We start from the raw sequence: 24,340 nt of genomic DNA, 5'->3' as shown, positions 1-24,340 counted from the left end.
GTGTCGCGGGCCGGTCGTCCTCGGACGGTCGGCCCGGGGCACGACCGCTGTGGCGGGATAGCTCAGGTGGTTAGAGCACACGGCTCATAATCGTGGTGTCGCGGGTTCGAATCCCGCTCCCGCTACCACGTCCGGCGAACATCCGTCGCAGCAGCGCGCGTCGGCCGGCGCGCGCCAGGAGAAGAACGCAGCCCCCGCGGGGCGCGAGAGGTGACACGAACATGGCCAGCAAGAGCGCGGACGTCCGCCCGAAGATCACGCTCGCCTGCACGGAGTGCAAGGAGCGGAACTACATCACCAAGAAGAACCGTCGGAACAACCCCGACCGGCTCGAGATGAAGAAGTTCTGCCCGCGGGACAACAAGCACACGGTGCACCGCGAGACCCGCTGACGCGGGCCACGCGCACCTCCCGATCGAGCATCGTGCCGGTCGACACCTCGTACGCCGGGCGGGTCTACCCGCCCGGCGACGTGTATGTGGTCTCGCGTGAGAAGATCCGCGAGTTCGCCGAGGCGACGGGTGCCACGCACCCCGCCCACACCGACGTCGAGGCCGCGCGGGCGCTGGGTCACCCCGATGTCGTCGCACCCGTGACGTTCACGGTGGTGATCGCGCAGCGCACCGAGGCTCAGTACGTCGAGGACCCTGCCGCAGGCATCGACTTCAGCCGCGTGGTGCACGCCGACGAGCGCTTCACGCACCACCGCCCCGTCCACGCGGGCGACCGGCTGCTCACCGAGCTGCACGTCGACGCGGTGACGCAGCGCGCCGGCCTGTCGATGGTCACCACCCGCTGCGAGATCGCCGACGAGTCCGGCGCCCCGGTGGCGACCGTCGTCTCGACGCTCGCCGTGCGGCCCGAGGACGACGCATGAGCCGCCGCCCGTCCCTCGCCGACCTCGCGGTCGGCCAGGAGGTCGCACGCCGCACGCTCGCCGTCGACCGGGCCCGCCTCGTGCGGTACGCGGGCGCCTCGGGTGACTTCAACCCCATCCACTGGAACGACCGCGTGGCGGCGTCCGTCGGGCTGCCCGGCGTCATCGCGCACGGCATGTGGACCATGGGGGCCGCCGTCACGGTCGTCGTCGACTGGGCGGGGGACCCCGGTGCCGTCGTCGACTACCAGACGCGGTTCACGCGTCCCGTGCCCGTGCCGGACCCGGGGGAGGCGTCCGTCGAGGTCGTCGCGACCGTCGGGGCGCTCGACGCGGACGCCGGCACGGCACGCGTGGACCTCACCGTGACGGTCAAGGGCGCGCGCGTCCTCGGCAAGGCGCAGGCGGTCGTCCGCCTCTCCTGAGGTGCCGCGGCGCAGCGCGTCGGGCGTGAGGGGCCGCGTCGCTGAGCGTCGGGCAGCGCGGCTGCGTCGCGCAGGCGCTGCGCTCTCGGGCGCTCAGCGCCGGCGCGGGACCGGGCCCGTCGTGGTGCCCGTGCGCAGCCGGACCGGGAGCACGCGCGGCTCGGGCGCGCGGCCCGCGAGCAGCTCGGCGACGGCCTCACCGATCGCGGCGCCCTTCTCGGCGAGCGGCTGCGCCACGCTCGTCAGGACGTCGGGGGCGAGCCACGGCAGGTCGAGGCCGTCGAACCCGGCGACCGAGACGTCCTGGGGCACGCGCAGCCCCAGCTCGCGCGCGGCGAGCACGACGCCCGATGCGAGCAGGTCCGACTGGCAGACGACCGCTGTCGGGCGGTCGGCGGCGCTCAGCAGCGCTCGGCCCGCGGCCGCACCGTTCTCGACGAGCGACGCGGGGGTCTCGTAGACCACGGTCGGTGTGACGCCGGCGTCCGTGACGCCGGCGAGCCGGCGCCGGGTGATCTCCCACGAGATCGCGCCGAGCCGCGCGCGGTCGGCGGGGCCCTCGCGGCGGTCGCGGTCGAACGGCAGCGTGACCGTCGCGATGCGGGTGTGGCCGAGCGTGAGCAGATGCTGCGTCAGCTCGGTCATGCCGCCGTGGTCGTCGATCCCGATCGCCGCGACGTCGGGCTGGGGCGTCCCCTCGACGAGCACGGTGGGCGTGCCGCGCCGCCGCAGCATCCCCAGCACGGGGTCGTCGGTGGTCCCGCCCCACATCTGCACCGCGACGTCCATCGCCGCGGACTCCAGCAGCGGGTCGACGGCCGGCTGCGACGGGTCGTTCGGGCCCGGGACGAGCAGCACGCCGAGGCCGAGCGGACCGAGCGTCGACGTCAGGCCGTCGAGGACCTGCACGGCGACGGGGTCGCGGAACGCGCGGCGCAGGGCGTCGCCCATGATGACGCCGACGATGCCGGAGCGGCCGCGGCGCAGCTGGCGGCCGAGCGGGTTGGGGCCGGCGTAACCGAGCGACCGGGCGGCCTCGAGCACCCGTGAGCGGGTCGCCTCGGCGATGGGCCCGGAGCCGGAGAACGCGAGGGAGGCTGTCGAGACCGACACGCCGGCGCTCGCGGCGACGTCGGCCAGGGTGGTGCGCTGCGCGGACAGGGCGGACCTCCGGGACCGGCGATCTGAGAGGGGCGGCGTCCGACGTCGGGCAGGACGTTTGACGTCGCGGCCAGCGTACCCGCACCATGGTGCGTTCCCTCAAATCGATTCGATACCGGCGCACGCTCCTCGAATCGATTCGACCGTCGTGCGGCCCACCCCCGCCGCGCGACGTCCCGTCCTGACCCGGAGACCCACGTGCCCCGCCCTGCCCCCGCCGTCGCCCGTGCTCGCCTGCTGCTGCTCGGCCTGTTCGCCCTCGCGGGCGTCGCGTTCGCGAGCTGGCTCGCCCGCATCCCGACGGTGCGCGACCTGCTCGACCTCAGCACCGCCGATCTCGGCGTCCTGCTGCTCGTGGGCTCGGTCGGGTCGCTGCTCACCGTCACCGCCGCCGGCGCCGCCGTGCAGCGGGTGGGCAGCCGGCGCGTCCTGCTGGTCTCGACGCTCGTGCTCGCGGCCGCGCTGGTCCTGCTCGGCGTCGGTCCCACGGTCGGCTCGCGAGCGCTCCTGGCCGCCGGCATCTTCCTCAACGGCGTGGCCGTGGCGCTCGGCAACGTGGCCATCAACGTGGAGTCCGCGCGCGTCGAGCGCGCGATGGGCCGCACCGTCATCCCGCAGTTCCACGCCGCGTTCTCGATCGGAGCCGTCCTCGGCTCCGGCACCGGGGCGCTGGCCTCCGCCACCGGGGTGCCGGTCGGCGTGCAGCTCCCGCTCACGGCGGCCGTGGTGGTCGTGTGGCGGCTCGCGTCGCTGCCGGGCGTCGTCCTGCCGCCGTCGGTGGCCGAGGCCGCGCGCGCGTCGCTCGTCTCCCCGACCGGGGCCGCCCCCGTGCGCGGTGTGCGCCGCCTCGGCACCGCGCTCGACGCGTGGCGCGAGCCACGCACGCTGCTCGTCGGCGTCGTGGTGCTGGCAGCCGCGTTCTCGGAGGGCGCCGCCAACAACTGGCTGTCGCTCGCGGTCGTCGACGGGTTCGCGCGCTCGGAGTCGGTCGGCGGCGCGGTGCTCGGCCTCTTCGTCGCGTCCATGACCGTCGTGCGCCTGGTCGGCATCCGCCTCGTCGACCGGTTCGGCCGCGTCACCGTGCTGCGCGCGTCCGGCTCGTCGTCGGTCGTCGGGCTGCTGGTCTTCGGGTTCGCGCCGAGCCTGCCCCTCGCGTGCGTCGGCGTGGTGCTGTGGGGCGTGGGCGCCGCCCTCGCCGTCCCGGTCGGCATCGCCGCCGCGTCCGACGACCCGGCGCGGGCGGCCGGCCGTGTCGCGGTCGTCTCGGCGTTCGCCTCCGTCGCGTCCCTCGTCGCGCCGCCCGTGCTGGGGCTCGCCGCGCAGTCCGTCGGGGCGCGCCACGCGCTCGTCCTCATCGTCGCCGCGATGGTCGCGAGCGTGCTCGTCGCGCCCGCCGTGGCGCGCGAGCGCACGGACGACGACGCGCCCGCGCCACCGGCCGCGCCCGACGGTCCGCCGACGCGCGACGGTTCCGACGCCGACCGACTCGTCCGTCTCGTGCACGCACGGCACCACGGACTGCCTCGTCGTGCGACGCGACGGCGCGGCCGCACGCGATCCGCTCGCCCCGCGGCGCGCGGAGGTGCACGATGAACCGCGTGGCCGAGGTCCAGGACGTCCCCGCACCGCGCGACGTCCGGCACGCGTCCGCCGCGGTCTTCGGGGTCTTCCTGCTCTCCGGCATCAACTTCGCCTCGTGGGCGGCGCGTCTGCCCGCCGTGCGCGACGCGCTCGACCTCACGCCCGAGCGCATGGGCGTGCTGCTGCTCATCGGTGCGTTCGGCTCCCTCGCCGCGCTGCCGCTGTCCGGGCTCGCGGTGGAGCGCTGGGGCGCCCGGCGAACCGTGCTCGCGTTCGCCGTGGTCAACGGGTCGGGGTTCGCGATCGGCTCGATCGGCGTCGCGCTCGGGCAGGTCGTGGTGGTCGCCGTCGGCCTCGTGCTCGCGGGCATCGGCGCGGGGGTGTGGGACGCCGCCATGAACATCGAGGGCGCGGTCGTCGAGCAGCGGCTCGGGCGCACCGTGATGCCGCGCTACCACGCGGGCTTCTCGGTGGGGACCATGGCGGCCGCCGGGGTGGCGGCCGGCGCTGCCGTGCTGCACGTCCCCGTCCAGGTGCACCTGCCGGTCGTCGTCGTGCTGTCCACCGGCGCGGTCGCGCTGTGCGTGCGCGCGTTCCTCGCCGAGCCCGCGCCGGTGCCCGCGTCGGACGCGCCCGCCGGCGGGACGGAGGCGCACCCCGCACCCCGCGGCGCCCGGCGCGCGCTCGGCGCGTGGCTCGAGCCGCGCACCCTGCTCCTGGGCCTCGTCGTGCTCGCCGCCGCACTCACCGAGGGCGCGGCCAACGACTGGGTGAGCCTCGCGGTCGTCGACGGCTTCGACACGTCGCACGCCACCGGCGCGGTCGGGTTCGGGCTGTTCGTCACCGCGATGACGGCCATGCGCCTGTTCGGCACGGCACTGCTCGACCGGTACGGACGCGTCGTCGTGCTGCGCCTGTGCGTGGGCCTCGCCGGGGCCGGCCTGCTGGTGTTCGGCCTCGCCGACCAGCTGTGGCTCGCACTCGTCGGCGTGGCCGCGTGGGGCATGGGTGCCGCGCTCGGGTTCCCGGTAGGCATGAGCGCCGCCGCCGACGACCCGCTGCGCGCCGCCCAGCGGGTCGCGGTCGTCTCGACCATCGGCTACTCCGCGTTCCTCGCCGGACCGCCGCTGCTCGGCCTGCTCGCCGAGCACGTGGGGTACCGCCAGGCACTGCTCGCGATCCTCGCGCCCGTGGTGCTCGGCCTGCTCGTCACGAGCGCCGCCCGGCCCCTGCCGCGCGGGAGCGGGCACGAGAACGCGCGGGTGCCGGCCGACGCCCTCGACGACAGCAGGACGCGCACCGCGGACTAGCCTGGGCGGGTGGAGCCCGACACCTGCGCCCTGCCCGGCCCGGCCCCCGCGTCGGCGCACCCTGCCGTCCCGCGGCACCCCGGCGCACCGACGCTCGCCGATCTCACGACCCTGCGCGTGGGCGGGCCCGTCGCCCGGTACGTCGAGACGACCACCGAGGCCGAGCTGCTGGACGTCGTGCGCGACGCGGACGCGTCGGGCGAGCCCCTGCTCGTGCTCGGCGGCGGCTCCAACGTGCTCGCGTCGGACGCCGGTTTCCCGGGGGTCGTGGTGCGTGACGTGCGCGGCGGCGTGGCGGTGCCCGACGCGTCGGCGTGCGCCGGCGTCACGCTCACCGTGCCCGCGGGCACGGTGTGGGACGACGTCGTCGCGTACGCGGTCGAGCACGAGCTCGTCGGCGTCGAGGCGCTGTCCGGGATCCCCGGGTCCACGGGCGCCACACCCGTGCAGAACGTCGGCGCGTACGGGCAGGACGTCGCGCAGACGATCTCGCAGGTGCGCGTCTGGGACCGGGGGCGCGGGCGCGTGCGCACGTTGCCGTTCGTGACGCTCGGCTTCGGCTACCGCACGTCCCTGCTCAAGCGCTCGTCGCGCCCGGACCCCGCGGACCCGGCGGCGCCGTGGGGCCCGACGCCGCGCTACGTCGTCCTCGACGTCACCTTCCAGGTGAAGCAGGGTTCGCTGTCGTCGCCCGTGGGATACCCGGAGCTGGCCCGCGCGCTGGACGTCGCGGTGGGCGAGCGGGCGCCGCTGGCCGACGTGCGCGCCGCCGTGCTCGCGCTGCGCGCGCGCAAGGGCATGGTGCTCGATGCCGACGACCACGACACGTGGAGCGCCGGCTCGTTCTTCACCAACCCCGTCGTCGCGTCGCACGACGCCGACGCGTTGCCGTCCGACGCGCCGCGGTGGCCGCTGCCGGACGGCGCCGTCAAGACGAGCGCGGCGTGGCTCATCGAGCACGCCGGATTCGGCCGTGGCCACGGGTCGGGTGCCGCGACGCTGTCCACCAAGCACACCCTCGCGCTGACGAACCGCGGCGCGGCGCGCGCCGACGACGTCGTCGCGCTGGCCCGCGAGGTGCGTGACGGCGTGCGCGACCGGTTCGGTGTCGTGCTGGAGCCCGAGCCCGTGCTCGTCGGCCTCGCGCTCTGACGGGCGCGCGACCCTACCGCCCCAGGACGGCACAGGACATCCCTCCCAGGTCGGGCACGCGGATCCGTCCTGCGGCCGTTGTCCGCGACCTCGCGTGCCCGTCAGGGTGGACGTGCGTCGACGGCCGGGGCGCAGGGGCACCGGCGGGCGCCGTCCAGGGGGATGTTCATGAGGAAAGCACAGCTCCGCCGTGCGCTCGCCGTGACGACCGTCGCGGCCTGTCTGGCCACGACGCTCACGGCCTTCTCGGCCAGCACGGCGACGGCAGCACCCGACGCCGGTACGGCAGCGGTGGCACCGGACAAGAAGGGGCCGGGCAAGCCGGGCAAGCCGGCACCGGGCAAGCCGGGCAAGCCGGGGAAGCCCAAGCCCGGCAAGCCCACGCCCACGCCGTCCGCGCCGGCAGGTGACCACGACACGACGAGTGCGGTCGAGGCCGCGCGCGTCGACGGCGTCCCGACGCCCGACCCGGACTGGTACGACTGCTCGTCCTACTTCGGTGACGGCGCCGAGTGCGGCGTCGTCGCGCTCCCGCTCGACTACGACGAGCCGGACGGCGCCACCACGGAGGTCGCGCTGCTGCGCATCAAGGCCACCGACCCCGACAAGCGCATCGGCTCGCTGTTCATCAACCCGGGCGGCCCGGGCGGCTCGGGTGTCGACATCGCGTCGTTCGCGCCCTACTTCCTGTCGCCGGAGGTGCTGGCGACGTTCGACGTCGTCGGGCTCGACCCGCGCGGCACCAACTACTCGGACAACGTCAGGTGCTTCAAGAACATCGGGCAGCAGGACGCCGCGCTCTCGGGCATGTACGTGCCGTACCCGCAGGGCGAGGAGCAGACCGCCGCGTTCGTCGACTCCGCGCGCAAGCTCGGTCAGGCGTGCTCGACCACCGGGAAGCCGCTCAGCGCCTCGATGTCGACGGCACAGGTGGCGCGTGACATGGACGTCGTCCGCCGGGCCGTCGGCGACGAGGAGCTGACGTACCTCGGGTTCTCCTACGGCAGCTACCTCGGCCAGGTCTACGCCAACATGTTCCCGGACCGCGTGCGCGCGCTCGTGATCGACGGCGTGCTCGACCCGCTGGCGTGGGCCGGCACCGAGGACAACGCGGACATCCCGGTGACCGAGCGGCTCGGGTCCGGCACCGCCGCGTGGCGGGCCGCGCAGGAGGTGCTCACGCGGTGCGCCGAGGCGGGTCCGGAGCTGTGCCGCACCGCCGAGATCGGTGAGCCGCAGGCGGTGTGGGACGAGGTCTACGCCGGGCTCGACGAGACGCCCGTCGAGCTGCGCGACCCGTACACCGACGAGCTGCTCGTCGAGGTCGACACCCCGGTCTTCGTCAACGCCGTGCTCGGCGCGCTGTACTCGCCGTCCGGCTGGTCGGGTGTGGACCTGTACACGTGGGCCTTCTACTGGCTGCTGCAGCCGGAGACGCCGGAGAACGCGGCCCTGCGCGCCGAGGCCCTCGAGATCCTCGTCGGGTACGAGCGGCAGGAGCAGGAGAAGGCCGCCGCCCGCGACGCGCAGCGCGTGGAGCGCGCTGCAGGCCGCGGGTTCGCGTTCCCGTACTCCAACTACACCGAGGCATTCTCCGCGGTGCTGTGCACGGACTCGCTGAACCCGGCGCAGCCGGAGGAGTGGATCGTGGCGGGCGAGCGGCAGGACGAGCTCGCGCCCGGGTTCGGGCCGGCGTGGTCGTGGGCGTCGCCGCAGTGCGCGTCGTCCGTGTGGACCGCGCAGGACGAGGACGCCTGGCGGGGTCCGTTCACCGCGCGGACGGCGGCGCCCGTGCTCGTCGTGGGCAACCTGTGGGACCCCGCGACGGCCTACGAGGGTGCGGTCGCAGCCGCGGACGTGCTCCCGAACAGCCGCCTGCTGTCCTCGGACAACTGGGGTCACACGGCGTACGGCACGTCGGTGTGCGCCACCGGTGCGATCGACGCCTACCTCATCGCGGGTGAGCTGCCCGCGGTGGGCACGCAGTGCGTGGGTGACGAGCAGCCGTTCGTCGTCCAGCCGTCGTCCCGCACCGCGGAGCCGAAGCGGGCCCTGCCGCCCGTGGTGCCGCCGGTGCCCGGAGCGACGCCGCGCAGCTGACGCACCGCACGGACGAGGGGCGGGGTCCGGCCGGTCGGCCGGGCCCCGCCCTGGGCGCGCCCGGCGGGTGTGCCCCCGGTCGCCACGACCGCAGGGACGCGCCGGCGGTCGTGCTCAGCCGGCGGGGGCCGACGCGAGCCACGCGTCGACACCCGCCAGCAGGCGCGCCCGCGTGGCGGGTGACGCGGCGCTCGCGGTGATCGACGACCGGGCCAGGTCGGCCAGCTCGGCGTCCGTGAAGCCGTGCGCCTCGCGCGCGATGCGGTACTGGTCGACGAGGCGTGAACGGAAGAGCAACGGGTCGTCCGCGCCGAGCGCGACGCGTGCGCCCGCGTCGACCAGCGCCCGCAGCGGCACGTCCCCCGGTCCGGCGTACACCCCCAACGACACGTTCGACGCGGGGCACACCTCGAGCGGCACGTCGTCCTGCAGCACGCGCTCCAGAACGCGCGGGTCCTCGCCGCTGCGCACGCCGTGCCCCAGCCGGTCGGGCCGCAGGTGGTCGAGCACCTGCTCGACGTGCTCGGGCCCCAGCAGCTCGCCGCCGTGCGGCACGGACAGCAGCCCCGCGCGGTGGGCGATCGCGAACGCACCGGCGAACTCGGCGGTCGTGCCGCGCCGCTCGTCGTTCGACAGCCCGAACCCGACGACCTGCCCCGGGCCGTCCCCGGCGTGCTTCGCCGCGAGCCGGGCGAGCGTGCGCGCGTCCAGCGGGTGCCGCATCCGCGACGCCGCCACCACGACGCCGATCTCGACACCGGTCGCCGCCTGCGCCTCGCGCGCCGCGTCGAGGACGATCTCGAGCGCCGGGGTCAGCCCGCCGACGAACGGCGCGTACGACGTCGGGTCGACCTGCAGCTCGAGGCGTCCCGAGCCCTCGGCGGCGTCGTCCGCGGCGGCCTCGGCGACGAGCCGGCGCATGTCGGCCTCCGAGCGCACGCACGCGCGCGCCGCGTCGTACATCCGCTGGAAGCGGAACCACCCGCGCGCGCCCGCGGGAACCACGAGCGGGTCGTCGTCCAGCAGCACGTGGGGGAGACGGATGCCGTGGCGGTCCGCCAGCTCGGCGAGGGTGTCGACCCGCATCGACCCCGTGAAGTGCAGGTGCAGGTGCGCCTTGGGGAGCAGGGCCAGGTCGCGCATCGCGGTCAGTGTGCCAGCCCGGCGCAGGGTCGCGCAGCCGCGGCCTGCCCTCGCTCGGTCACACGGGGGCGTCGACGAGCCGGTACCCGACCTCGCGGATGGTGTCGAAGTGCTCCGCGCCGAGCTTGCGGCGCAGGTACCGCACGTACACGTCCACGACGTTCGATCCGGGGTCGAAGTCGTAGCCCCACACCTCCGACAGCAGTCGCTCGCGTGTCAGCACGTCGCCGGGGTTGCGCATGAACGTCTCCGCGAGGGCGAACTCGCGCGCCGACAGGTCGACCTCGACGTCGTCGACCCGCATGCGGCGCGTGCGCAGGTCGAGCTGCAGCCGCCCGTGGACCAGCACGTTGCCGCGCGCGGTCGCCGCCGGCTGGCTGCGCAGCCGCAGCCGGACGCGCGCCAGCAGCTCCTCGAACCGGAACGGCTTGGCCATGTAGTCGTCGGCACCCGACTCCAGCCCTGTCACGGTGTCCGTCACGGACGAGCGAGCCGTCAGCACGATGACGGGCAGCTCGTAGCCCTCGGCGCGCAGGTACCGCAGCACCTCGAAGCCGTCCATGTCGCCCAGGCCCAGGTCGAGCACGAGCAGGTCGATGCCGCCGGCCTCGATCCGTGCCAGGGCCGCCTCGCCGGTCATGACGGCGCTCGCCTCGTACCCGTGGGCGCGCAGGCCCTTGGCGACGAAGGAGGCGATGCGCTCCTCGTCCTCGGCGATCAGGATGTGGGTCATCGGCGGGGCTCCACGAGGACGAAGGGCTCGGACTCGCCGTCGACGAGGCCGACGGCGGGCAGGTCCAGGACGAAACCGACGCCGGGTCCGGCGCCGGGCGGGGGGTGCTCGAGGAAGACGCGCCCCCCGTGGGCTGCGGCGATCGCCGCGACGATCGGCAGGCCGAGCCCGGCGCCGTGCTGGACGCGGTCCGCCTGGCCGCGGTGGAAGCGCTCGAAGATCCGTTCCTCCTCCTCGCGCGGCACGCCCGGACCCTCGTCGCGCACCCACACCAGCAGGCGGCCGTCGGCGACCTCGCTGCCGAGCCGGACCACCGACCCCGGCGCGGAGAACTTCACGGCGTTCGCGAGCAGCTGCAGCCACGCCTGCGTGACGCGCTGCGCGTCCACCTCCACGACGACGTCGGCACGCGCGACCACCACGAACCGGCGCTCGCCCAGGCCGCGGGCCTTCTCCAGCACGTCGTCGGTCAGCCGGCCGACGTCGACGGGCGCCCGCCGCACGAAGTCGGGGCGGTCGGCGGTCGCCAGGGTGACGAGGTCGTCGACGAGGCGCTGCATGCGGTCGAGCTCGTCGAGCGCGAGCGACTGCGTGGCCCGCACGTCGCTCGCGTCCGCGGGGTCGAGCAGCTCGAGGTGGCCGCGCACGATGGTCAGCGGCGTGCGCAGCTCGTGCCCGACGTCGTCCAGCAGCTCGCGCTGCGACCCGAACGCGCGCTCGAGGCGCTGCAGCATCGAGTTGACGGACGACGCGAGGTCCGCGAGGTCGTCCTTGCCGGTCACCTCGATGCGCTCGGACAGGTCGGACTCGGTGACGCGGCGCACGGTGTCCCGCAGCACCCGTACCGGGCGCAGCATGTGCCCGACCACGAACCACGCGACGAGCGACGTGATCACCAGCGCCACCAGGCCGACCACGGAGTACGTGAGGAAGATCCGCCACACGCCCGCGTTCTGGGCGGTGCGGTCCGACGCGAGGACGAACAGCCCTTCGGCGCCGGGGTCGGCCTCGAGCCGCACGGGCACCGCCACCAGCCGGTACTCGGTGACCGACGTGCGCACGGTGCGGGGCTCCTCGGCGCGCGGGTCGTCGGGGTCGACCGTCCGCAGCCACTCCAGGAGCTCGGCGTCGGTGTCGAGCCGGATGGCACGGGTCTCGTCCGCCGGGCGCACGTCCACGGCGCCGTTGAACCACGACAGCATGCCCTCGTGCTCGCCGGGCACGCGCGCCTCGACGGCCTTGACGAGGAAGCGCTGCACCGACGTCCACGGCACCCGCGTCTCGTCGGGGAGCGTCTCGCCGTCCTGCTGGCTCGTGCGCAGGGCCGCGACCGCGCGCTGCAGGGAGTCGTCGATGCGGGCGTCGGTCGCGCGCAGCTGCAGCGCCAGACCGGTGACCCCCGAGATCGTCATCGCCGCTGCGGTGAGGGCCACCACGGCCGTCATCAGGCGGCCGCGGACCGTCACCCGCGACGGCGGCCGACGCCCGGGCTCGGTGAGCACGACGGGCGTGCGCCCCGTCGTCCGCCCTGTCCGCATGGTCACAGTATGGGCGCGCGACCAGCGGGGCAGTAGGGCCGTCCGTGCCCCGGGCAACCGACGTCCGGCGTCACGCGCCGGGGAGGATCCCGCGCTCGATGGCGACGGTCACTGCGCGCGTGCGGTCGTCCACGCCGAGCTTGGCAAACGCGCGCAGCAGGTGCGTCTTGACGGTCGCCTCGGTGATGAACAGCTCGCGGCCGACCGCCGCGTTCGACAGGCCGCGCGCGACGCCCGCGAGGACCTCGCGCTCGCGGGGTGTGAGCCGCTCGCCGGTCCCACCGCGCACCTGCCGGACGAGCCGCTGGGCGATCGAGGGTGACAGTGCGGACTCGCCCCGGGCTGCGGCGCGGACACCGGCGACGAGCTGCTCGCGCGGGGTGTCCTTGAGCAGGTAGCCGGTCGCGCCCGCCTCGACAGCCCGCAGGATGTCGGTGTCCGTCTCGTACGTCGTGAGCACCAGGACGTGCACGCCCGGCAGCTCCGTCACGACGCGGGCCGTCGCGGCGGCGCCGTCGAGACCGGGCATGCGCAGGTCCATGAGGACGACGTCGGGCTGCAGCTCGTGCGCGAGGGCGACGGCCCGCTCGCCGTCCCCGGCCTCGCCGACCACCTCGAGGTCGGGCTCGAGGTCGAGCATCGCGACGATGCCCGAGCGCACGACGGGGTGGTCGTCGGCGACGACGACGCGCAGGTTCACGAGGTCTCCTCCGTGGCGGGGGTGGGGTGGCCGCCGGGGACGCCCTCGCCCGTGCCGGCCGCGGTGGTGGCCCGCGTCGCCGGGACGCGCACACGCACCCGCGTGCCCGCGCCCGACGCCCCGGCGACGTCGAGCGTGCCGCCTGCCGCGTCGGCGCGCGCCCGCATACCACGCAGCCCGTTGCCCTCCGGGGTGCCGGGTACCAGGCCGCTGCCGTCGTCCGTGACCTCGAGCACCACCTCGCCACCGGTGCGCCCGAGCCGCAGCGTGACGTGCGTGGCGCCCGCGTGGCGGCGGACGTTGGCCAGCGACTCCTGCGCGGCGCGCAGCAGCACGACCTGCGCCTCGCGGCCCGGTGCGTCGTCGCCGGCCTCGTCGACGACGTCCACCTCGAGACCCGTCTCGGCGGCGAACCGCTCGCCGAGCCGCGACAGCGCGCCCGCGAGGTCGCCGTCCTGCAGGTCGGGCGGCGCGAACGCGGCGACGAGCGCACGCGCCTCCGCGAGGTTCTCCCGCCCTCGATCCGCGCCAGCCGCGTCGCGGTCCGGTCGGTGTGCCCGCGCTCGAGCTCGACCGCGGCCGTCTGCGCGAGCATGACGACCGACGTGAAGCCCTGCGCGAGCGTGTCGTGGATCTCCGCCGCGAGCCGCTCGCGCTCGGCGACGACGCCCGCCGCGTGGTGCGACGCGGCGAGCTCGTCCTGCGCCGCCCGCAGCTCGTCGAGCAGGTACGCACGCTCCTCGCTCTGCTCGGCGACCTGCGTGATCCACAGGCCGAGGACGATCGCGAACAGCAGCGCGACGCCGAACTGCGCCGCGATCTCGGCGATCTGCGGTCCGGTGGCCTGCACGCGCCACGCCGCGGCGACCACGATCGCCACCGTCAGGGCGGTGGCCCACACGACGCCCGCCGTGCGCGTGCGAGTGAAGAACCAGACCTGCGAGTACGCGAGGAACAGCAGGACCGAGCCGACGTCGCCTGCGCCCACCTGGACCGTGACGACCACCACCAGCAGTGCCAGGTACAGGTCGGCCCGGCGGGGGTCGCCCTGCAGCGCGGCCGAGCGGCCGACGAGGCCGTACGCCAGTGCCAGCGCGCCCATCGTCGCCGCCGGCAGCAGCGCGTCCGACGGGCGCGCGGCGCCGACCACCACGGCCACGACGTACACGACGGTCATCGCGACGAACACCACGTCCCAGGTGCGCAGCGTGCGTACCCAGAACTCGTGCCGGGCGACCGGTTCGTGGCCCGCGACGGACGGCGTGCTCATGCGCGTGATGCTGCCACGCGCCGGCGGGCACCGCGGGTCAACCGTCGTCCCGGCGGCGCCAGCGGAACGTCCGCACGCCCACGACCAGCGCCCCGACGAGCCACACCGCGAGCACCACCGCGGTCGCCCCGTGCTGCCACGACCCCGACGGCTCGAGCGCAGCCGCGCCCTCCGGCAGGAACACCGAGCGCATGCCCTGCGCGATCCACTTCAGGGGGAACACACCGGCGACCTGCTGCATCCAGCCCGGCAGCTCGTCGAACCGGAAGAACACCCCCGAGACGAACTGCAGCACCAGCACGATCGGCACCACGACCGCGCTCGTCGAGCGGCCGCTGCGCGGCAGCGACGAGAACGCCACGCCGCACACCGCCCCGGTCGCGGTCCCCAGCACGAACACCCACGCGAAGGTCCACCAGCGCCCGGCGTCGTCGGGCAGCGGCACGTCGTAGACGACGCCCGCGACCGTCAGCAGCAGCGCGGTCTGCACGCCGGCCGTCAGCAGCACCTGGCCCGTCTTGCCGAGGAAGTACGCACTCGCCGGCAGTGGGGTCGCCCGCAGGCGCTTGAGGGTGCCGTCGTCGCGCTCCGCGGCGATGAACGTCGCGAGGTTCTGGAAGCTCGAGAGCACCACGCCCGTGGCCACCATCCCGGGCAGGAAGTACTGCGGGAAGTGCACGCCGCTGCCGGGCAGGAGCTCCTCGTCGGACCCGAACACGGTCGCGAAGATCGCGAGCATGATCACCGGGTAGGCGAACACGAAGACGACGGCCTCGCGCTCGCGGAAGAACGCGGTGACCTCGTAGCGGGTGCGGGCCCACGCCAGGCGCGTGAGGCCGGGCATGCGGGGCGCCGACGTGCGCGCCGCGGGACGTGGGGTGGTCGTCGTCGTCACGCTGCCTCCTCCTGGCCGGACGCCGCGGTGGCGTCCCCTCCGACGAGCCCGAGGTAGACGTCCTCGAGCGTGGGTCGCAGCACCTGCAGCCCGGGCACCTCGCCGTCCGGGCCCGCCAGGTGCGCGGCGAGCCGTGCGACGAGCGCCGTCGGGGCGTCCGTCGCCTCCTCGTGGGTCACGCCGTCGGCGGTCCAGCGCACGCGCGCCCGGCGGGCCTGCCGCCCGCCGAGGTCAGCTGGCGCCCCTTCCGCGACCACGCGGCCGTCAGCGACGACCACCACGCGGTCGGCGAGCCGCTCGGCCTCCTCGAGGTAGTGGGTCGTCAGCAGCACGGTCGTGCCGTCGAGACGCAGCCGCTCGACGAGGTCCCAGAACTCGTGGCGCGCCTGCGGGTCGAACCCGGTCGTCGGCTCGTCGAGGAACAGCAGCTCGGGGTCGCCGACCACGCCGAGCGCGACGTCGAGCCGCCGTCGCTGCCCGCCGGACAGCCCGCGCACCCGCGTCGACGCCTTCGGACGCAGTCCGACGGCGTCGATGACCCGCTCGGGGTCGCGCGGCGCGGGGTAGAAGCCCGCGAAGTGGTGCACGACCTCGCGCACCGTGATCTCGGCGAGGTCGTGGTTGTCCTGCAGGACGACGCCGATGCGCGAGCGCCAGGCGCGCCCGGCGGTCGCCGGGTCCTCGCCGAGCACGCGCACGTGCCCCGCGTCCGCGCGGCGGAAGCCCTCGAGCGTCTCGACCGTCGTCGTCTTGCCGGCGCCGTTGGGCCCGAGCACCGCGACGATCTCGCCGTGCTCGACGCGCAGGTCCAGCCCGTCCACGGCGCGCTTGGCGCCGTACCGCTTGTGGAGCCCCTCGACCAGGACGGCCGGGGCGTGCGTCGATGTCATGCCGCCAGCCTCGCGGGCGGGCGGGGTCGCCCGGGACGACCGGGCGGACGTCCTGGGGGTCCACCGAACGGTGGACCCCCAGGTCCGTCGGGTGGGTCAGACGGCCTCGCGCAGCAGCGACTGGAGGCGGGTCACGCCCTCGACGAGGTCGTCGTCGCCCAGGGCGTAGGACAGGCGCAGGTAACCGCTGGGGCCGAACGCCTCGCCGGGCACGACCGCGACCTCGACCTCGTCGAGGACGAGTGCGGCGAGCTCCGCCGACGTGGTCGGCGTGACGCCGCGGATCGTGCGACCCAGCAGTCCCTCGACCGACGGGTAGGCGTAGAACGCGCCCTGCGGGGCGGGGCACACGACGCCGTCGATCGTCGAGAGCATCTCGACCATGGTGCGGCGCCGGCGGTCGAACGCCGTGCGCATCTCGTGCGCGGCGGACAGGTCGCCCTCCAGCGCGGCGACGGCGGCCCGCTGCGAGACGTTGGCGACGTTGGACGACAGGTGCGACTGCAGGTTGGTCGCGGCCTTGACGACGTCCGACGGACCGATCATCCAGCCCACGCGCCACCCCGTCATCGCGTAGGTCTTGGCCACGCCGTTGAGGACGATGGTGGTGTCCGCGAGCTCGGGGACGACCTTGACGACCGGCGTGAACACCGCATCGTCGTAGGTCAGGTGCTCGTAGATCTCGTCGGTGATGACCCAGATCCCGTGCTCGAGGGCCCAGCGGCCGATCTCCGCGGTCTGCTCGGGGGAGTAGACGGCGCCCGTCGGGTTGGACGGGGAGTTGAACAGCAGCGCCTTGGTGCGTGGCGTGCGGGCCGCCTCGAGCTGCTCGACGGTCACCAGGTAGCCCTGGTCGACGCCGGCGACGACCTCGACGGGCTCGGCGCCGGTCAGCCGGATGGCCTCGGGGTACGTCGTCCAGTAGGGCGCGGGCAGCAGGACCTCGTCGCCCGGGTCGAGGATCGCGGCGAACGCCTGGAACACGGCCTGCTTGCCGCCGTTGGTGACGAGCACGTCGGACGGCTTCACCTCGTAGCCGGAGTCGCGCAGCGTCTTGGCCGCGATCGCCTCGCGCAGCACCGGCAGGCCGGCCGCGGGGGAGTAGCGGTGGTTGACGGGGTCCTGCACGGCCTTCACGGCGGCCTCGACGATGTAGTCCGGCGTCGGGAAGTCCGGCTCGCCGGCGCCGAAGCCGATCACGGGCCGGCCGGCGGCCTTGAGGGCCTTCGCCTTCGCGTCGACCGCCAGCGTCGCGGACTCCGCGATCGCGGCGACCCGGGCGGAGACACGGGAGCGGGGGGACGTCGTCGTCGATGCGCTGTGCTCGGTCACGCGCCACATCCTCGCAGAGTGCCACGGGTGTCCGCCGAGGACATTTCACGACGTGGTACGACGGCGCCCGCGCGAGGTAGGCGCGAGGTCCGCGCGCGGGGGCGCCGAGGTGTCTCGCGGGCGGGTTCGACCGCACGCCTCCACGTCGCGTACAGTGGTCCACCGGCGGTTGACGTCCGCCATGATGAAGCACGCCTTCAGTCCGTGCCCGACGCGCTCGGGGACGGTCCGGTGGTCGCGGAGTCGTGGTGACCCGGCCGCCGTAGGGCAGTGGCGCAATTGGTAGCGCAGCGGTCTCCAAAACCGCAGGTTGCAGGTTCGAGTCCTGTCTGCCCTGCGCACGCGGACCGGCTCGACCTCGGGGTCACCCGAGGTCGGGTCGGCGTCGTGAGCAGGACCGCCGGTCGGTCCGGCGCGTCGCGTCGGCCCCCGTCCGTGCGTCCTCGACCTCGGTGCCCGACCCCGGGTGCCGCACCGATGACGAGACAGGGGCCAGACGTGAGCGATACCGCTGCCGCCGCGGCGTCCGACGCCGAGGGCTCGGCCACCGGCAGGACCGAGCGCGCGCCGCGTCGCGACGCCGAGAAGCGCGGCCTGTTCGCGCGCATCGCGCTGTTCGTGCGCCAGGTCGTCGCCGAGCTGAAGAAGGTCGTCCGGCCCACGCGGCAGGAGCTCGTCACCTACACCAGCGTCGTGCTCGTGTTCGTCACGGTCGTCATGCTGTTCGTGACGCTGATCGACCTGGGCATCGGCAAGCTGACGTTCCTCGTCTTCGGGTGAGCCGCGTCGGCTGACGCCGACGACCACCCCACCCGCGCGGTGTCAGCCGCGCACGTACCGGCGCGCGCCGGTCCCTTGTTCACGGAGAAAGCAGGTTGCACGTGTCGCAGGAGTCGCAGGAGCCCACGCCGGGCGCCGAGGCAGAGCTCGCGGACGCGCTCGCGTCCGTCGAGGCCGTCGAGGCGAGCGCGGGTGACGAGCTCGACGACACGGCCACCGGCGACGAGGCCGACACGTCCGACGAGGCCGGCGACGAGGCCGACCCCGACGAGGACCCGGTGGCCGCGTTCAAGGCCAAGCTGCGCCGCCTTCCCGGCGACTGGTACGTGATCCACTCCTACGCGGGCTACGAGAACCGCGTGAAGGCGAACCTCGAGTCGCGCACGCAGAGCCTCAACATGGAGGACTACATCCACCAGGTGGAGGTCCCCATGGAGGAGGTCGTCGAGATCAAGAACGCGCAGCGCAAGGTCGTCAAGCGCGTCCGGATCCCCGGTTACGTCCTCGTCCGCATGGACCTCACCGACGAGTCGTGGGGCGCCGTGCGCCACACGCCGGGTGTCACCGGCTTCGTCGGCCACACGCACCAGCCGGTGCCGCTCACGCTCGACGAGGTCTTCTCGATGCTCGCGCCCGCGATCGAGACCAAGGCCCCCGCGCAGCAGGCCGCCAAGGCGTCGAGCAAGCCGGTCGAGGTCGACTTCACGGTCGGGGAGTCGGTCACCGTCACCGACGGTGGGCCGTTCGACACGCTGCCGGCCACGATCTCCGAGATCAACCCCGAGAACCAGAAGCTCAAGGTCCTCGTCTCCCTCTTCGGCCGGGAGACCCCGGTCGAGCTCTCCTTCAGCCAGGTCTCCAAGATCTGACCTGCTGACCCGCCCCGCGCTGCGGGGCGATGCAACCGGGTCATCGCCCACGGCGTCGGCCCACGAGAAGAACGGAAGGCATCATGCCCCCGAAGAAGAAGGTCACCGGCCTCATCAAGCTCCAGATCAACGCCGGTGCCGCGACCCCTGCGCCGCCGATCGGCCCCGCGCTGGGTCAGCACGGCGTCAACATCATGGAGTTCTGCAAGGCGTACAACGCGGCGACCGAGTCGCAGCGCGGCAACGTCATCCCCGTGGAGATCACGGTGTACGAGGACCGCTCGTTCACCTTCATCACGAAGACGCCGCCGGCCGCCGAGCTGATCAAGAAGGCCGCGGGCGTGGCCAAGGGCTCCGCGACGCCGCACAGCGCGAAGGTCGGCACGCTGACCTCGGCGCAGGTGCGCGAGATCGCGAGCACCAAGCTCGAGGACCTCAACGCGAACGACCTGGACGCGGCGGAGAAGATCATCGCCGGGACCGCGCGTTCCATGGGGATCAAGGTCGAGGGCTGACGCTCTCGTCCGACGACGTCCGCCGGCGCGACCTGCGCCGGCGGGCAGTGGCAGGGCCCGCGTGCGGCCCGCATGACCACGACTGCTGAACAAGGAGAACACGCAGATGCCCAAGCACAGCAAGGCGTACCGCGCCGCCGTCGAGAAGATCGACGCCGACCGGATCTACTCCCCGCTCGAGGCCGTGCGCCTCGCCAAGGAGACGTCGACCACCAAGTACGACGCGACCGTCGAGGTCGCGTTCCGCCTCGGTGTCGACCCCCGCAAGGCCGACCAGATGGTCCGCGGCACGGTCAACCTGCCGCACGGCACCGGCAAGACCGCCCGCGTCATCGTCTTCGCGAACGGCGAGCGTGCCGAGCAGGCCCGCGCCGCCGGCGCCGACGAGGTCGGCGGCGACGAGCTCATCGCCAAGGTCGCCGACGGCTGGACGGACTTCGACGCCGCGGTCGCCACCCCGGACCTCATGGGCAAGGTCGGTCGTCTCGGCAAGGTCCTCGGCCCCCGCGGCCTCATGCCGAACCCGAAGACCGGCACGGTGACCATGGACGTGGCCAAGGCCGTGTCCGACATCAAGGGCGGCAAGATCGAGTTCCGCGTGGACCGTCACGCCAACCTGCACTTCATCATCGGCAAGACGTCCTTCTCGGACGTCGCGCTCGTGGAGAACTACGCCGCCGCGCTCGAGGAGATCCTGCGTCTGAAGCCGGCGTCGTCGAAGGGTCGCTACATCACCAAGGCGACGCTCGCGACCACGAACGGCCCCGGCATCGCGCTGGACCAGACCAAGACGCGCAACCTCACGGAGGAGGACGCGGCCTGACGGCTGCTCCCACCGCGCACCGACGGCCCGGCACCCCTGCGAGGGTGCCGGGCCGTCGCGCGTCCGGGCCCGCTCGTCCGGCCGGTGACAGGATGCGGACCGGCGTCGTTGTCGACCGGTTCGTCCGGCATCATCATCCGCATGGGTGAACGGCTCGCTGCACTGCTGCCCGCGCGCGGTCCCGCCCGGGGTCTGGTGTGGGTCGCGTTCGTCGACTCGGTCGGGACCGGCTTCTTCCTCGCCGGCTCGGCCGTCTTCTACACCCGGGGCATCGGGATGGCGCCCGAGCAGGTCGGTATCGGGTTCGCCGTGGCGAGCATCGTGGGCTTCCTGCTGACCGTGCCGCTCGGGGTCCTCAGCGACCGGCTGGGCGCGCGGCGCACGCTCGTGGGCATGCACCTCTGGCGTGCCGCGTGGACCGCGGCGATGCCGTTCGCGGTGACGTTCCCGCTCTTCCTCGTCGTGGGCACGATGCAGACGATCGGCGACTGCGGCGCGATACCCGCCAGCCGCAGCCTCGTCAGCGCCGCCGCGGGGGAGGAGCGCACACGCGTCTCCGCGTACATGCGTTCGTGGCGCAACATCGGCTTCACGGTGGGCGCCTCGCTGACGGCGCCCCTCCTGACGGCCGACACGTGGACGGCGTACGCGTCGATCGCCTTCGCCAACGCGGTGGCGTACCTGTTCGCCGCCTGGTTCGTCGCCCGCATGAAGGTCACGACCGTGCCCCGGCGGGTCGAGGGTGGCGTGTGGCGGGTCGAGGTGCCGCGGGCGGTCAGGGACCTGCCGTACCTGGCGCTGACGGTCCAGAGCGCACTGCTGATGATGCACGTGAGCGTGCTGTCCGTCGGTCTGCCGCTGTGGGTGGCCGGGCTCCCGGGCGTTCCGGCGGCGTTGATCTCCGTGCTGGTGGTCGTCAACACCCTGCTGGCGGCGTCGCTGCAGGTGCGGTTCGCGGACATCGGGGAGACGACCGCCGCGGGGCGCGGGGCCTTCGTGCGCTCGGGTCTCGCGCTCGCGCTCACGTGCCTGCTCGTCGCTGCCACCCGGTGGGCCACGGGGTCGGTCGTGCTCGTCGTGGCGCTGCTGCTCCTGGCCGTGCTCGCGCTGACCGCCGGGGAGATGTGGGAGGCCGCCGGCTCCTGGACGCTGAGCTACCGCTTCGCCGCGCCGGATCGTGAGGGCGAGTACATGTCGGTCGCGAGCCTGGCGCCGATCCTGCAGGGCGTCGTGGGGTCCGTGGTGCTGACGAGCGGGGTGATCGCGCACGGGGCGACGGGATGGGTGGTGCTGGCGGGGGTGTTCGCCGTCCTGACCCTGACCGCCGCACCGCTCGCGCGGTGGCTCGAGCGGTCCTCGGCGGTGGGGCGTGCGGCGCGCGCCACCGCAGCTGTCGCGCCGCCCGGCGCCCCGGCGCTCGTCGTCCCGGAACGCCCGTAGCGCCCGCCGCGACGACCACGGGGCCCGGTCCCCCCTGCGGACCGGGCCCCGTGCACGCCGCACGGCGGCGCGTCAGCCCCTCACCAGGGCAGCCACTGGGTCACGCACGAGCCGTCCGTGCTCTCGCACACCAGGCGGACCGGGCCCTCGGGGTGCACGTCGAGACGGAAGTAGCCCACCTCGTCGGTCTGCGTGCTCGCCACCTCGCCGTCCGGGCGTCGCAGCACCACCCGCCCGGCCCGCGCAGGGATGAGCTGTCCCTCGACGCCGCCGTCGGTCACCTCGACCTCGACCCCGAGCCCCTCGCCCTCGAACACGAGGGTCCGCGACGGCTGCCCGCTGCGGTCCCGGACCCCCGTGAGGGCGTCCGCGGTGCACGAGTCGTGCACGAGGGTGAGCAGCAGCAGGTCGGTCTCGAGCTCCTCACGCAGCGCGAGCATCCCGCGGTGCGCGTGGAAGGCGGCCGTGGCCGCCGCGGTGATCCGCCCGAGGTGCTCCCCCTCGCCGACCGCGCGCGCCAGGTCGGTCGCGAGCGCGTCGTCGTCCGCCCACGCGTCCGCGGGGCGCGGCTGGGGCAGACCCACGTCATCCGAGTGCCAGGACATCGTGGCCTCCTTCGCCGGTCGGGGCGCCGGACGGCACCGAGAGGTAGGAACGGATCGCCTCCGTCTGGCGCAGCCGGGCCAGCCCGCGCTGGCGCGTCGGGCCGATGGACCCGACCGGGATGCCCAGCCGTGCGGACACCTCCTGGTAGCTCGGCGGCGGATCGGTCGACAGCAGCAGCAACAGGTCCCGCTGGTGCGGCGGCAGCTCGGCGAGCGCGGCCCGCAGCGCGGCGTGCCGCTCGTGGCGCAGCAGCTCCCCGTCGAGCTCCGCGTCGTCCTGGGAGTCCAGGCGGCCCGTCGTCGGGTCCACCGGGATCGCGCGGCGCTGCAGGTTCGACACCCGGATGCACTCGTGGCGCGTGGCCGTCGAGATCCACCCGGGCAGGGCTGCGGGCTCGCGCAGGTCGCCGAGGTGCTCCAGCAGGTTGAGCCACACCGTCTGCGCGACGTCCTCCGCCTGCTGCGGCGTGAGGCGGAACTGCCGAACCCGCGCCATGACGAGGTTGGTGTGCCGGCGCACGATCTCCGACCACGACCCCTCGTCGCCCGTGAGCGCGCCGGCCACGAGCTGTGACGTGGTGCGTTCGTCGTACGGTCCGCCCAGGTGCTCCCGGCTGCTCACGGCACGACTCCTTCGCCTGTCGGGTCTGTCCCGCAGGCCATCATGACGCTCCACGAGGCATGTGCCCAGCACGTCAGGCTCCCGGCAGGACGTGCAGGGCCCGGCCGAAGCCCGCGACGGGCTTGCCGGCGGCCAGCAGGGCGTCGACGGCCTGGGGCCCGCTGACGCCGAGCTCGGTCATCGTGCGGGCGATCGCGCCCGCGACCTGGGGTGCGGCGAACGACGTCCCGACCCACGACGCGAAGGCATTCGGGCCGAAGGTCGTGCCGGGCCCGAACGCCGGGTTCTGCGTCCCCTCCACGAACGTCGAGACGACACCCTCACCGATCGCGGAGAAGTCGACCCACGGCCCGTGGCTCGACCACGTCGTGGGCCGCAGGTCCGCCGTCAGTCCGGCGACGGACACGACCCGACCGAACGCCGCCGGGTACGTCGGCACGGCGTCGCCGTAGTTGCCGGCGGACGCGACGACCACCGACTGCCACTCGCGCTCCGCCTCGATCTCGCGGACCACGTCGAGCGCCGCGGCCAGCGGCAGCGACGGCTCGTCGAACAGCGTCTGCGTCCCCAGCGACACGTTGACGACATGGGCACCGTCCCGCACCGCCCGGACGAGCGCGCAGGCCACCTCGAGCTCGCTCCCGGCGCCGCCGGAGCCGACGGCGCGGTACATCCGCACCTCCGCTCCCGGGGCGACCCGCTTGACGATCCCGGCGACGAACGTGCCGTGGCCGGCGTACACGTCCAGCCAGCCGTCCGCGGGGTCGGCGTCCAGGGGGTCGATGTTCGTCTCGTCGCCGTGCGTGACGAGGTCGTCCGCGTGCACCCGGGGCACGTCGGTCAGCCACCCGTCGGTCCGCTCCTCGGCGGTGATGCCGGTGTCGACGACGGCCACCACGACGCCCTCGCCGTGGCGAGGACCCGCCTGGACGTACTCGGGGAAGGCGGCGACCTGCGGCGCGAAGGCGCCGGAGCTCGGCTTCATGATGGGCCGGCCGGCCAGCGGCGTGACGTAGGACATCGACACGACGTGCCCGTCGCGGCGCCACCGCCGCACGAGCGCGCGCAGGTCCAGGTCGCGGCCCGCGGGTGTGGTGCGCAGGCGGACGACGCGGCCCTCGAGCTCGTCGTGGCCGAGAGGCACCGGGGCGAGGCCGATGCCCTCGGCCTCCTCGCGGATCTCGGGCCAGGTCTCGGGGGAGACGAGCAGCTCGTCCGCGACGGGGAACACGTCCGCCTGGTGCTGGTTCTGCACGACCTCGAGACGGTCGCGGCCGCGCCGTGCCCAGCCCTCGCGCAGCCGGTCGACGACGGCCTCGTAGCGTCGCCGGACAGCGTCGTCCGCGTCGTCGGGCGTCAGCAGCGCGCGCAGCGGGCGGAGGTAGGCCTCGCCCGGCGAGGGCGCGCGCACGGCTCCGGCCACCACGGACGGACCGCCGCGGCGGCCTGCCAGACGGGCGTCGTAGTCGTCGGCGAAGGGCCGTCCGGGCGGGCGGCCGGTGAATCGTGCCACTGGGATGCTCCTCGTCCACGTCGGGTCCATGCCGAGGTACGGGTCCTCGTGCTGTGCAGAGCGACC

At 74.4% G+C, this 24,340-nt stretch carries 24 protein-coding genes, 2 tRNA genes and 1 pseudogene; 14 read left to right on the top strand and 13 right to left on the bottom strand.

Annotated features, from left to right (window positions below):
* Nucleotides 1-51: 51 nt before the first annotated feature.
* The 4 genes from CFLA_RS13615 (at nt 52) to CFLA_RS13600 (ending at nt 1,302) form a co-directional block, all read left to right on the top strand.
* Nucleotides 52-128, top strand: a tRNA-Met gene (locus tag CFLA_RS13615).
* Nucleotides 129-221: 93 nt separating this feature from the next.
* Entirely contained in the window at nt 222-392 is a 171-nt protein-coding gene (rpmG, locus tag CFLA_RS13610; protein WP_013117912.1) for a 50S ribosomal protein L33, read from the top strand.
* A gap of 32 nt (nt 393-424) precedes the next feature.
* Nucleotides 425-877 (top strand): FAS1-like dehydratase domain-containing protein, encoded by a 453-nt coding sequence (locus CFLA_RS13605; RefSeq protein WP_013117911.1) that lies wholly within the window; start codon nt 425-427, stop codon nt 875-877.
* Nucleotides 874-1,302: a MaoC family dehydratase gene (locus tag CFLA_RS13600; RefSeq protein WP_013117910.1), complete on the top strand. Its 429-nt coding sequence runs from the start codon at nt 874-876 to the stop codon at nt 1,300-1,302. Before CFLA_RS13605 ends, CFLA_RS13600 begins: the two co-directional genes overlap by 4 nt.
* Before the next feature lie 93 nt (nt 1,303-1,395).
* Here the strand turns inward: CFLA_RS13600 and CFLA_RS13595 are convergent, their stop codons facing one another.
* The gene (locus CFLA_RS13595; RefSeq protein WP_013117909.1) at nt 1,396-2,463 is read right to left on the bottom strand and encodes a LacI family DNA-binding transcriptional regulator; all 1,068 of its coding nucleotides are present in this window, start codon (nt 2,461-2,463) and stop codon (nt 1,396-1,398) included.
* Nucleotides 2,464-2,661: 198 nt separating this feature from the next.
* Between CFLA_RS13595 and CFLA_RS13590 the strand changes: the two genes are divergently transcribed.
* From CFLA_RS13590 to CFLA_RS13570, 4 genes are all read left to right on the top strand, one after another.
* Nucleotides 2,662-4,056 (top strand): MFS transporter, encoded by a 1,395-nt coding sequence (locus CFLA_RS13590; protein WP_013117908.1) that lies wholly within the window; start codon nt 2,662-2,664, stop codon nt 4,054-4,056.
* Nucleotides 4,053-5,354 (top strand): MFS transporter, encoded by a 1,302-nt coding sequence (locus tag CFLA_RS13585; RefSeq protein WP_013117907.1) that lies wholly within the window; start codon nt 4,053-4,055, stop codon nt 5,352-5,354. The genes CFLA_RS13590 and CFLA_RS13585 overlap by 4 nt, the downstream gene beginning before the upstream one ends.
* Nucleotides 5,355-5,363: 9 nt before the next feature.
* A complete protein-coding gene (locus CFLA_RS13580) occupies nt 5,364-6,506 on the top strand; it encodes a UDP-N-acetylmuramate dehydrogenase (protein WP_013117906.1) in 1,143 nt (380 codons plus the stop codon).
* Nucleotides 6,507-6,674: 168 nt separating this feature from the next.
* Nucleotides 6,675-8,606, top strand: coding sequence for an alpha/beta hydrolase (locus CFLA_RS13570; protein ID WP_013117905.1), 1,932 nt, complete (start codon nt 6,675-6,677; stop codon nt 8,604-8,606).
* 114 nt (nt 8,607-8,720) lie between these two features.
* Here CFLA_RS13570 and CFLA_RS13565 read toward each other — a convergent pair whose 3' ends face one another.
* The 9 genes and pseudogenes from CFLA_RS13565 to CFLA_RS13530 form a co-directional block, all read right to left on the bottom strand.
* Complete coding sequence (locus CFLA_RS13565; protein WP_013117904.1) at nt 8,721-9,749, bottom strand: adenosine deaminase; 1,029 nt, start codon at nt 9,747-9,749, stop codon at nt 8,721-8,723.
* Between the two features lie 58 nt (nt 9,750-9,807).
* On the bottom strand, nt 9,808-10,482 hold the full coding sequence (locus CFLA_RS13560) for a response regulator transcription factor (protein ID WP_013117903.1): 675 nt from the start codon (nt 10,480-10,482) through the stop codon (nt 9,808-9,810).
* Nucleotides 10,479-12,020, bottom strand: a complete 1,542-nt coding sequence (locus CFLA_RS13555; RefSeq protein ID WP_013117902.1) for a sensor histidine kinase — start codon at nt 12,018-12,020, stop codon at nt 10,479-10,481. The genes CFLA_RS13560 and CFLA_RS13555 overlap by 4 nt, the downstream gene beginning before the upstream one ends.
* Nucleotides 12,021-12,090: 70 nt before the next feature.
* Nucleotides 12,091-12,720: a response regulator gene (locus CFLA_RS13550; RefSeq protein WP_013117901.1), complete on the bottom strand. Its 630-nt coding sequence runs from the start codon at nt 12,718-12,720 to the stop codon at nt 12,091-12,093.
* Nucleotides 12,717-13,109 (bottom strand): sensor histidine kinase, encoded by a 393-nt coding sequence (locus CFLA_RS19775; RefSeq protein ID WP_052302725.1) that lies wholly within the window; start codon nt 13,107-13,109, stop codon nt 12,717-12,719. The genes CFLA_RS13550 and CFLA_RS19775 overlap by 4 nt, the downstream gene beginning before the upstream one ends.
* A 188-nt stretch (nt 13,110-13,297) precedes the next feature.
* Nucleotides 13,298-13,822, bottom strand: a pseudogene (locus tag CFLA_RS21290) (histidine kinase); the annotation flags it as partial.
* A 205-nt stretch (nt 13,823-14,027) separates the two neighbouring features.
* Nucleotides 14,028-14,885 (bottom strand): ABC transporter permease, encoded by an 858-nt coding sequence (locus CFLA_RS13540; RefSeq protein WP_013117900.1) that lies wholly within the window; start codon nt 14,883-14,885, stop codon nt 14,028-14,030.
* Nucleotides 14,882-15,775 carry an ABC transporter ATP-binding protein gene (locus CFLA_RS13535; protein ID WP_013117899.1) on the bottom strand — a complete coding sequence of 298 codons (894 nt, stop codon included), beginning with the start codon at nt 15,773-15,775 and terminating at the stop codon, nt 14,882-14,884. The genes CFLA_RS13540 and CFLA_RS13535 overlap by 4 nt, the downstream gene beginning before the upstream one ends.
* A gap of 96 nt (nt 15,776-15,871) precedes the next feature.
* A complete protein-coding gene (locus CFLA_RS13530) occupies nt 15,872-17,116 on the bottom strand; it encodes a pyridoxal phosphate-dependent aminotransferase (RefSeq protein ID WP_052302724.1) in 1,245 nt (414 codons plus the stop codon).
* A gap of 255 nt (nt 17,117-17,371) precedes the next feature.
* Between CFLA_RS13530 and CFLA_RS13525 the strand changes: the two genes are divergently transcribed.
* The 6 genes from CFLA_RS13525 to CFLA_RS13500 all read left to right on the top strand — a co-directional run bounded on the left by CFLA_RS13525 (nt 17,372) and on the right by CFLA_RS13500 (nt 21,534).
* A tRNA-Trp gene (locus CFLA_RS13525) sits at nt 17,372-17,444 on the top strand.
* A 161-nt stretch (nt 17,445-17,605) separates the two neighbouring features.
* Entirely contained in the window at nt 17,606-17,887 is a 282-nt protein-coding gene (gene secE, locus CFLA_RS13520; protein WP_013117897.1) for a preprotein translocase subunit SecE, read from the top strand.
* Between the two features lie 101 nt (nt 17,888-17,988).
* Nucleotides 17,989-18,756 carry a transcription termination/antitermination protein NusG gene (nusG, locus tag CFLA_RS13515; RefSeq protein WP_013117896.1) on the top strand — a complete coding sequence of 256 codons (768 nt, stop codon included), beginning with the start codon at nt 17,989-17,991 and terminating at the stop codon, nt 18,754-18,756.
* 83 nt (nt 18,757-18,839) lie between these two features.
* A complete protein-coding gene (rplK, locus tag CFLA_RS13510) occupies nt 18,840-19,271 on the top strand; it encodes a 50S ribosomal protein L11 (protein ID WP_013117895.1) in 432 nt (143 codons plus the stop codon).
* 106 nt (nt 19,272-19,377) lie between these two features.
* On the top strand, nt 19,378-20,094 hold the full coding sequence (rplA, locus tag CFLA_RS13505; RefSeq protein ID WP_013117894.1) for a 50S ribosomal protein L1: 717 nt from the start codon (nt 19,378-19,380) through the stop codon (nt 20,092-20,094).
* A gap of 141 nt (nt 20,095-20,235) precedes the next feature.
* Nucleotides 20,236-21,534, top strand: coding sequence for an MFS transporter (locus tag CFLA_RS13500; protein WP_052302723.1), 1,299 nt, complete (start codon nt 20,236-20,238; stop codon nt 21,532-21,534).
* Between the two features lie 80 nt (nt 21,535-21,614).
* Here CFLA_RS13500 and CFLA_RS13495 read toward each other — a convergent pair whose 3' ends face one another.
* The 3 genes from CFLA_RS13495 to CFLA_RS19120 all read right to left on the bottom strand — a co-directional run bounded on the left by CFLA_RS13495 (nt 21,615) and on the right by CFLA_RS19120 (nt 24,274).
* Nucleotides 21,615-22,139: a hypothetical protein gene (locus CFLA_RS13495; protein WP_013117892.1), complete on the bottom strand. Its 525-nt coding sequence runs from the start codon at nt 22,137-22,139 to the stop codon at nt 21,615-21,617.
* Nucleotides 22,120-22,761 carry an RNA polymerase sigma factor gene (locus CFLA_RS13490; protein ID WP_013117891.1) on the bottom strand — a complete coding sequence of 214 codons (642 nt, stop codon included), beginning with the start codon at nt 22,759-22,761 and terminating at the stop codon, nt 22,120-22,122. Before CFLA_RS13490 ends, CFLA_RS13495 begins: the two co-directional genes overlap by 20 nt.
* Nucleotides 22,762-22,834: 73 nt before the next feature.
* Nucleotides 22,835-24,274: a S8 family peptidase gene (locus tag CFLA_RS19120; protein WP_013117890.1), complete on the bottom strand. Its 1,440-nt coding sequence runs from the start codon at nt 24,272-24,274 to the stop codon at nt 22,835-22,837.
* Nucleotides 24,275-24,340: the final 66 nt, after the last annotated feature.

Source organism: Cellulomonas flavigena DSM 20109, assembly GCF_000092865.1.
GTDB lineage: Bacteria > Actinomycetota > Actinomycetes > Actinomycetales > Cellulomonadaceae > Cellulomonas > Cellulomonas flavigena.
The sequence above is the reverse complement of the archived record's forward strand: the minus strand, read 5'-3'. Positions and strand labels throughout refer to the sequence as shown.

What these genes read in the sequence shown, in the direction of transcription:
- CFLA_RS13555 (WP_013117902.1), bottom strand. Translation starts at nt 12,020, where the DNA reads ATGCGGACAGGGCGGACGACGGGGCGCACGCCCGTCGTGCTCACCGAG.
- CFLA_RS13600 (WP_013117910.1), top strand. Translation starts at nt 874, where the DNA reads ATGAGCCGCCGCCCGTCCCTCGCCGACCTCGCGGTCGGCCAGGAGGTC.
- rpmG (WP_013117912.1), top strand. Translation starts at nt 222, where the DNA reads ATGGCCAGCAAGAGCGCGGACGTCCGCCCGAAGATCACGCTCGCCTGC.
- CFLA_RS13530 (WP_052302724.1), bottom strand. Translation starts at nt 17,116, where the DNA reads ATGTGGCGCGTGACCGAGCACAGCGCATCGACGACGACGTCCCCCCGC.
- CFLA_RS13570 (WP_013117905.1), top strand. Translation starts at nt 6,675, where the DNA reads ATGAGGAAAGCACAGCTCCGCCGTGCGCTCGCCGTGACGACCGTCGCG.
- rplK (WP_013117895.1), top strand. Translation starts at nt 18,840, where the DNA reads ATGCCCCCGAAGAAGAAGGTCACCGGCCTCATCAAGCTCCAGATCAAC.
- rplA (WP_013117894.1), top strand. Translation starts at nt 19,378, where the DNA reads ATGCCCAAGCACAGCAAGGCGTACCGCGCCGCCGTCGAGAAGATCGAC.
- CFLA_RS13500 (WP_052302723.1), top strand. Translation starts at nt 20,236, where the DNA reads ATGGGTGAACGGCTCGCTGCACTGCTGCCCGCGCGCGGTCCCGCCCGG.
- CFLA_RS13495 (WP_013117892.1), bottom strand. Translation starts at nt 22,139, where the DNA reads ATGTCCTGGCACTCGGATGACGTGGGTCTGCCCCAGCCGCGCCCCGCG.
- CFLA_RS13560 (WP_013117903.1), bottom strand. Translation starts at nt 10,482, where the DNA reads ATGACCCACATCCTGATCGCCGAGGACGAGGAGCGCATCGCCTCCTTC.
- CFLA_RS13585 (WP_013117907.1), top strand. Translation starts at nt 4,053, where the DNA reads ATGAACCGCGTGGCCGAGGTCCAGGACGTCCCCGCACCGCGCGACGTC.
- CFLA_RS13565 (WP_013117904.1), bottom strand. Translation starts at nt 9,749, where the DNA reads ATGCGCGACCTGGCCCTGCTCCCCAAGGCGCACCTGCACCTGCACTTC.
- CFLA_RS13535 (WP_013117899.1), bottom strand. Translation starts at nt 15,775, where the DNA reads ATGACATCGACGCACGCCCCGGCCGTCCTGGTCGAGGGGCTCCACAAG.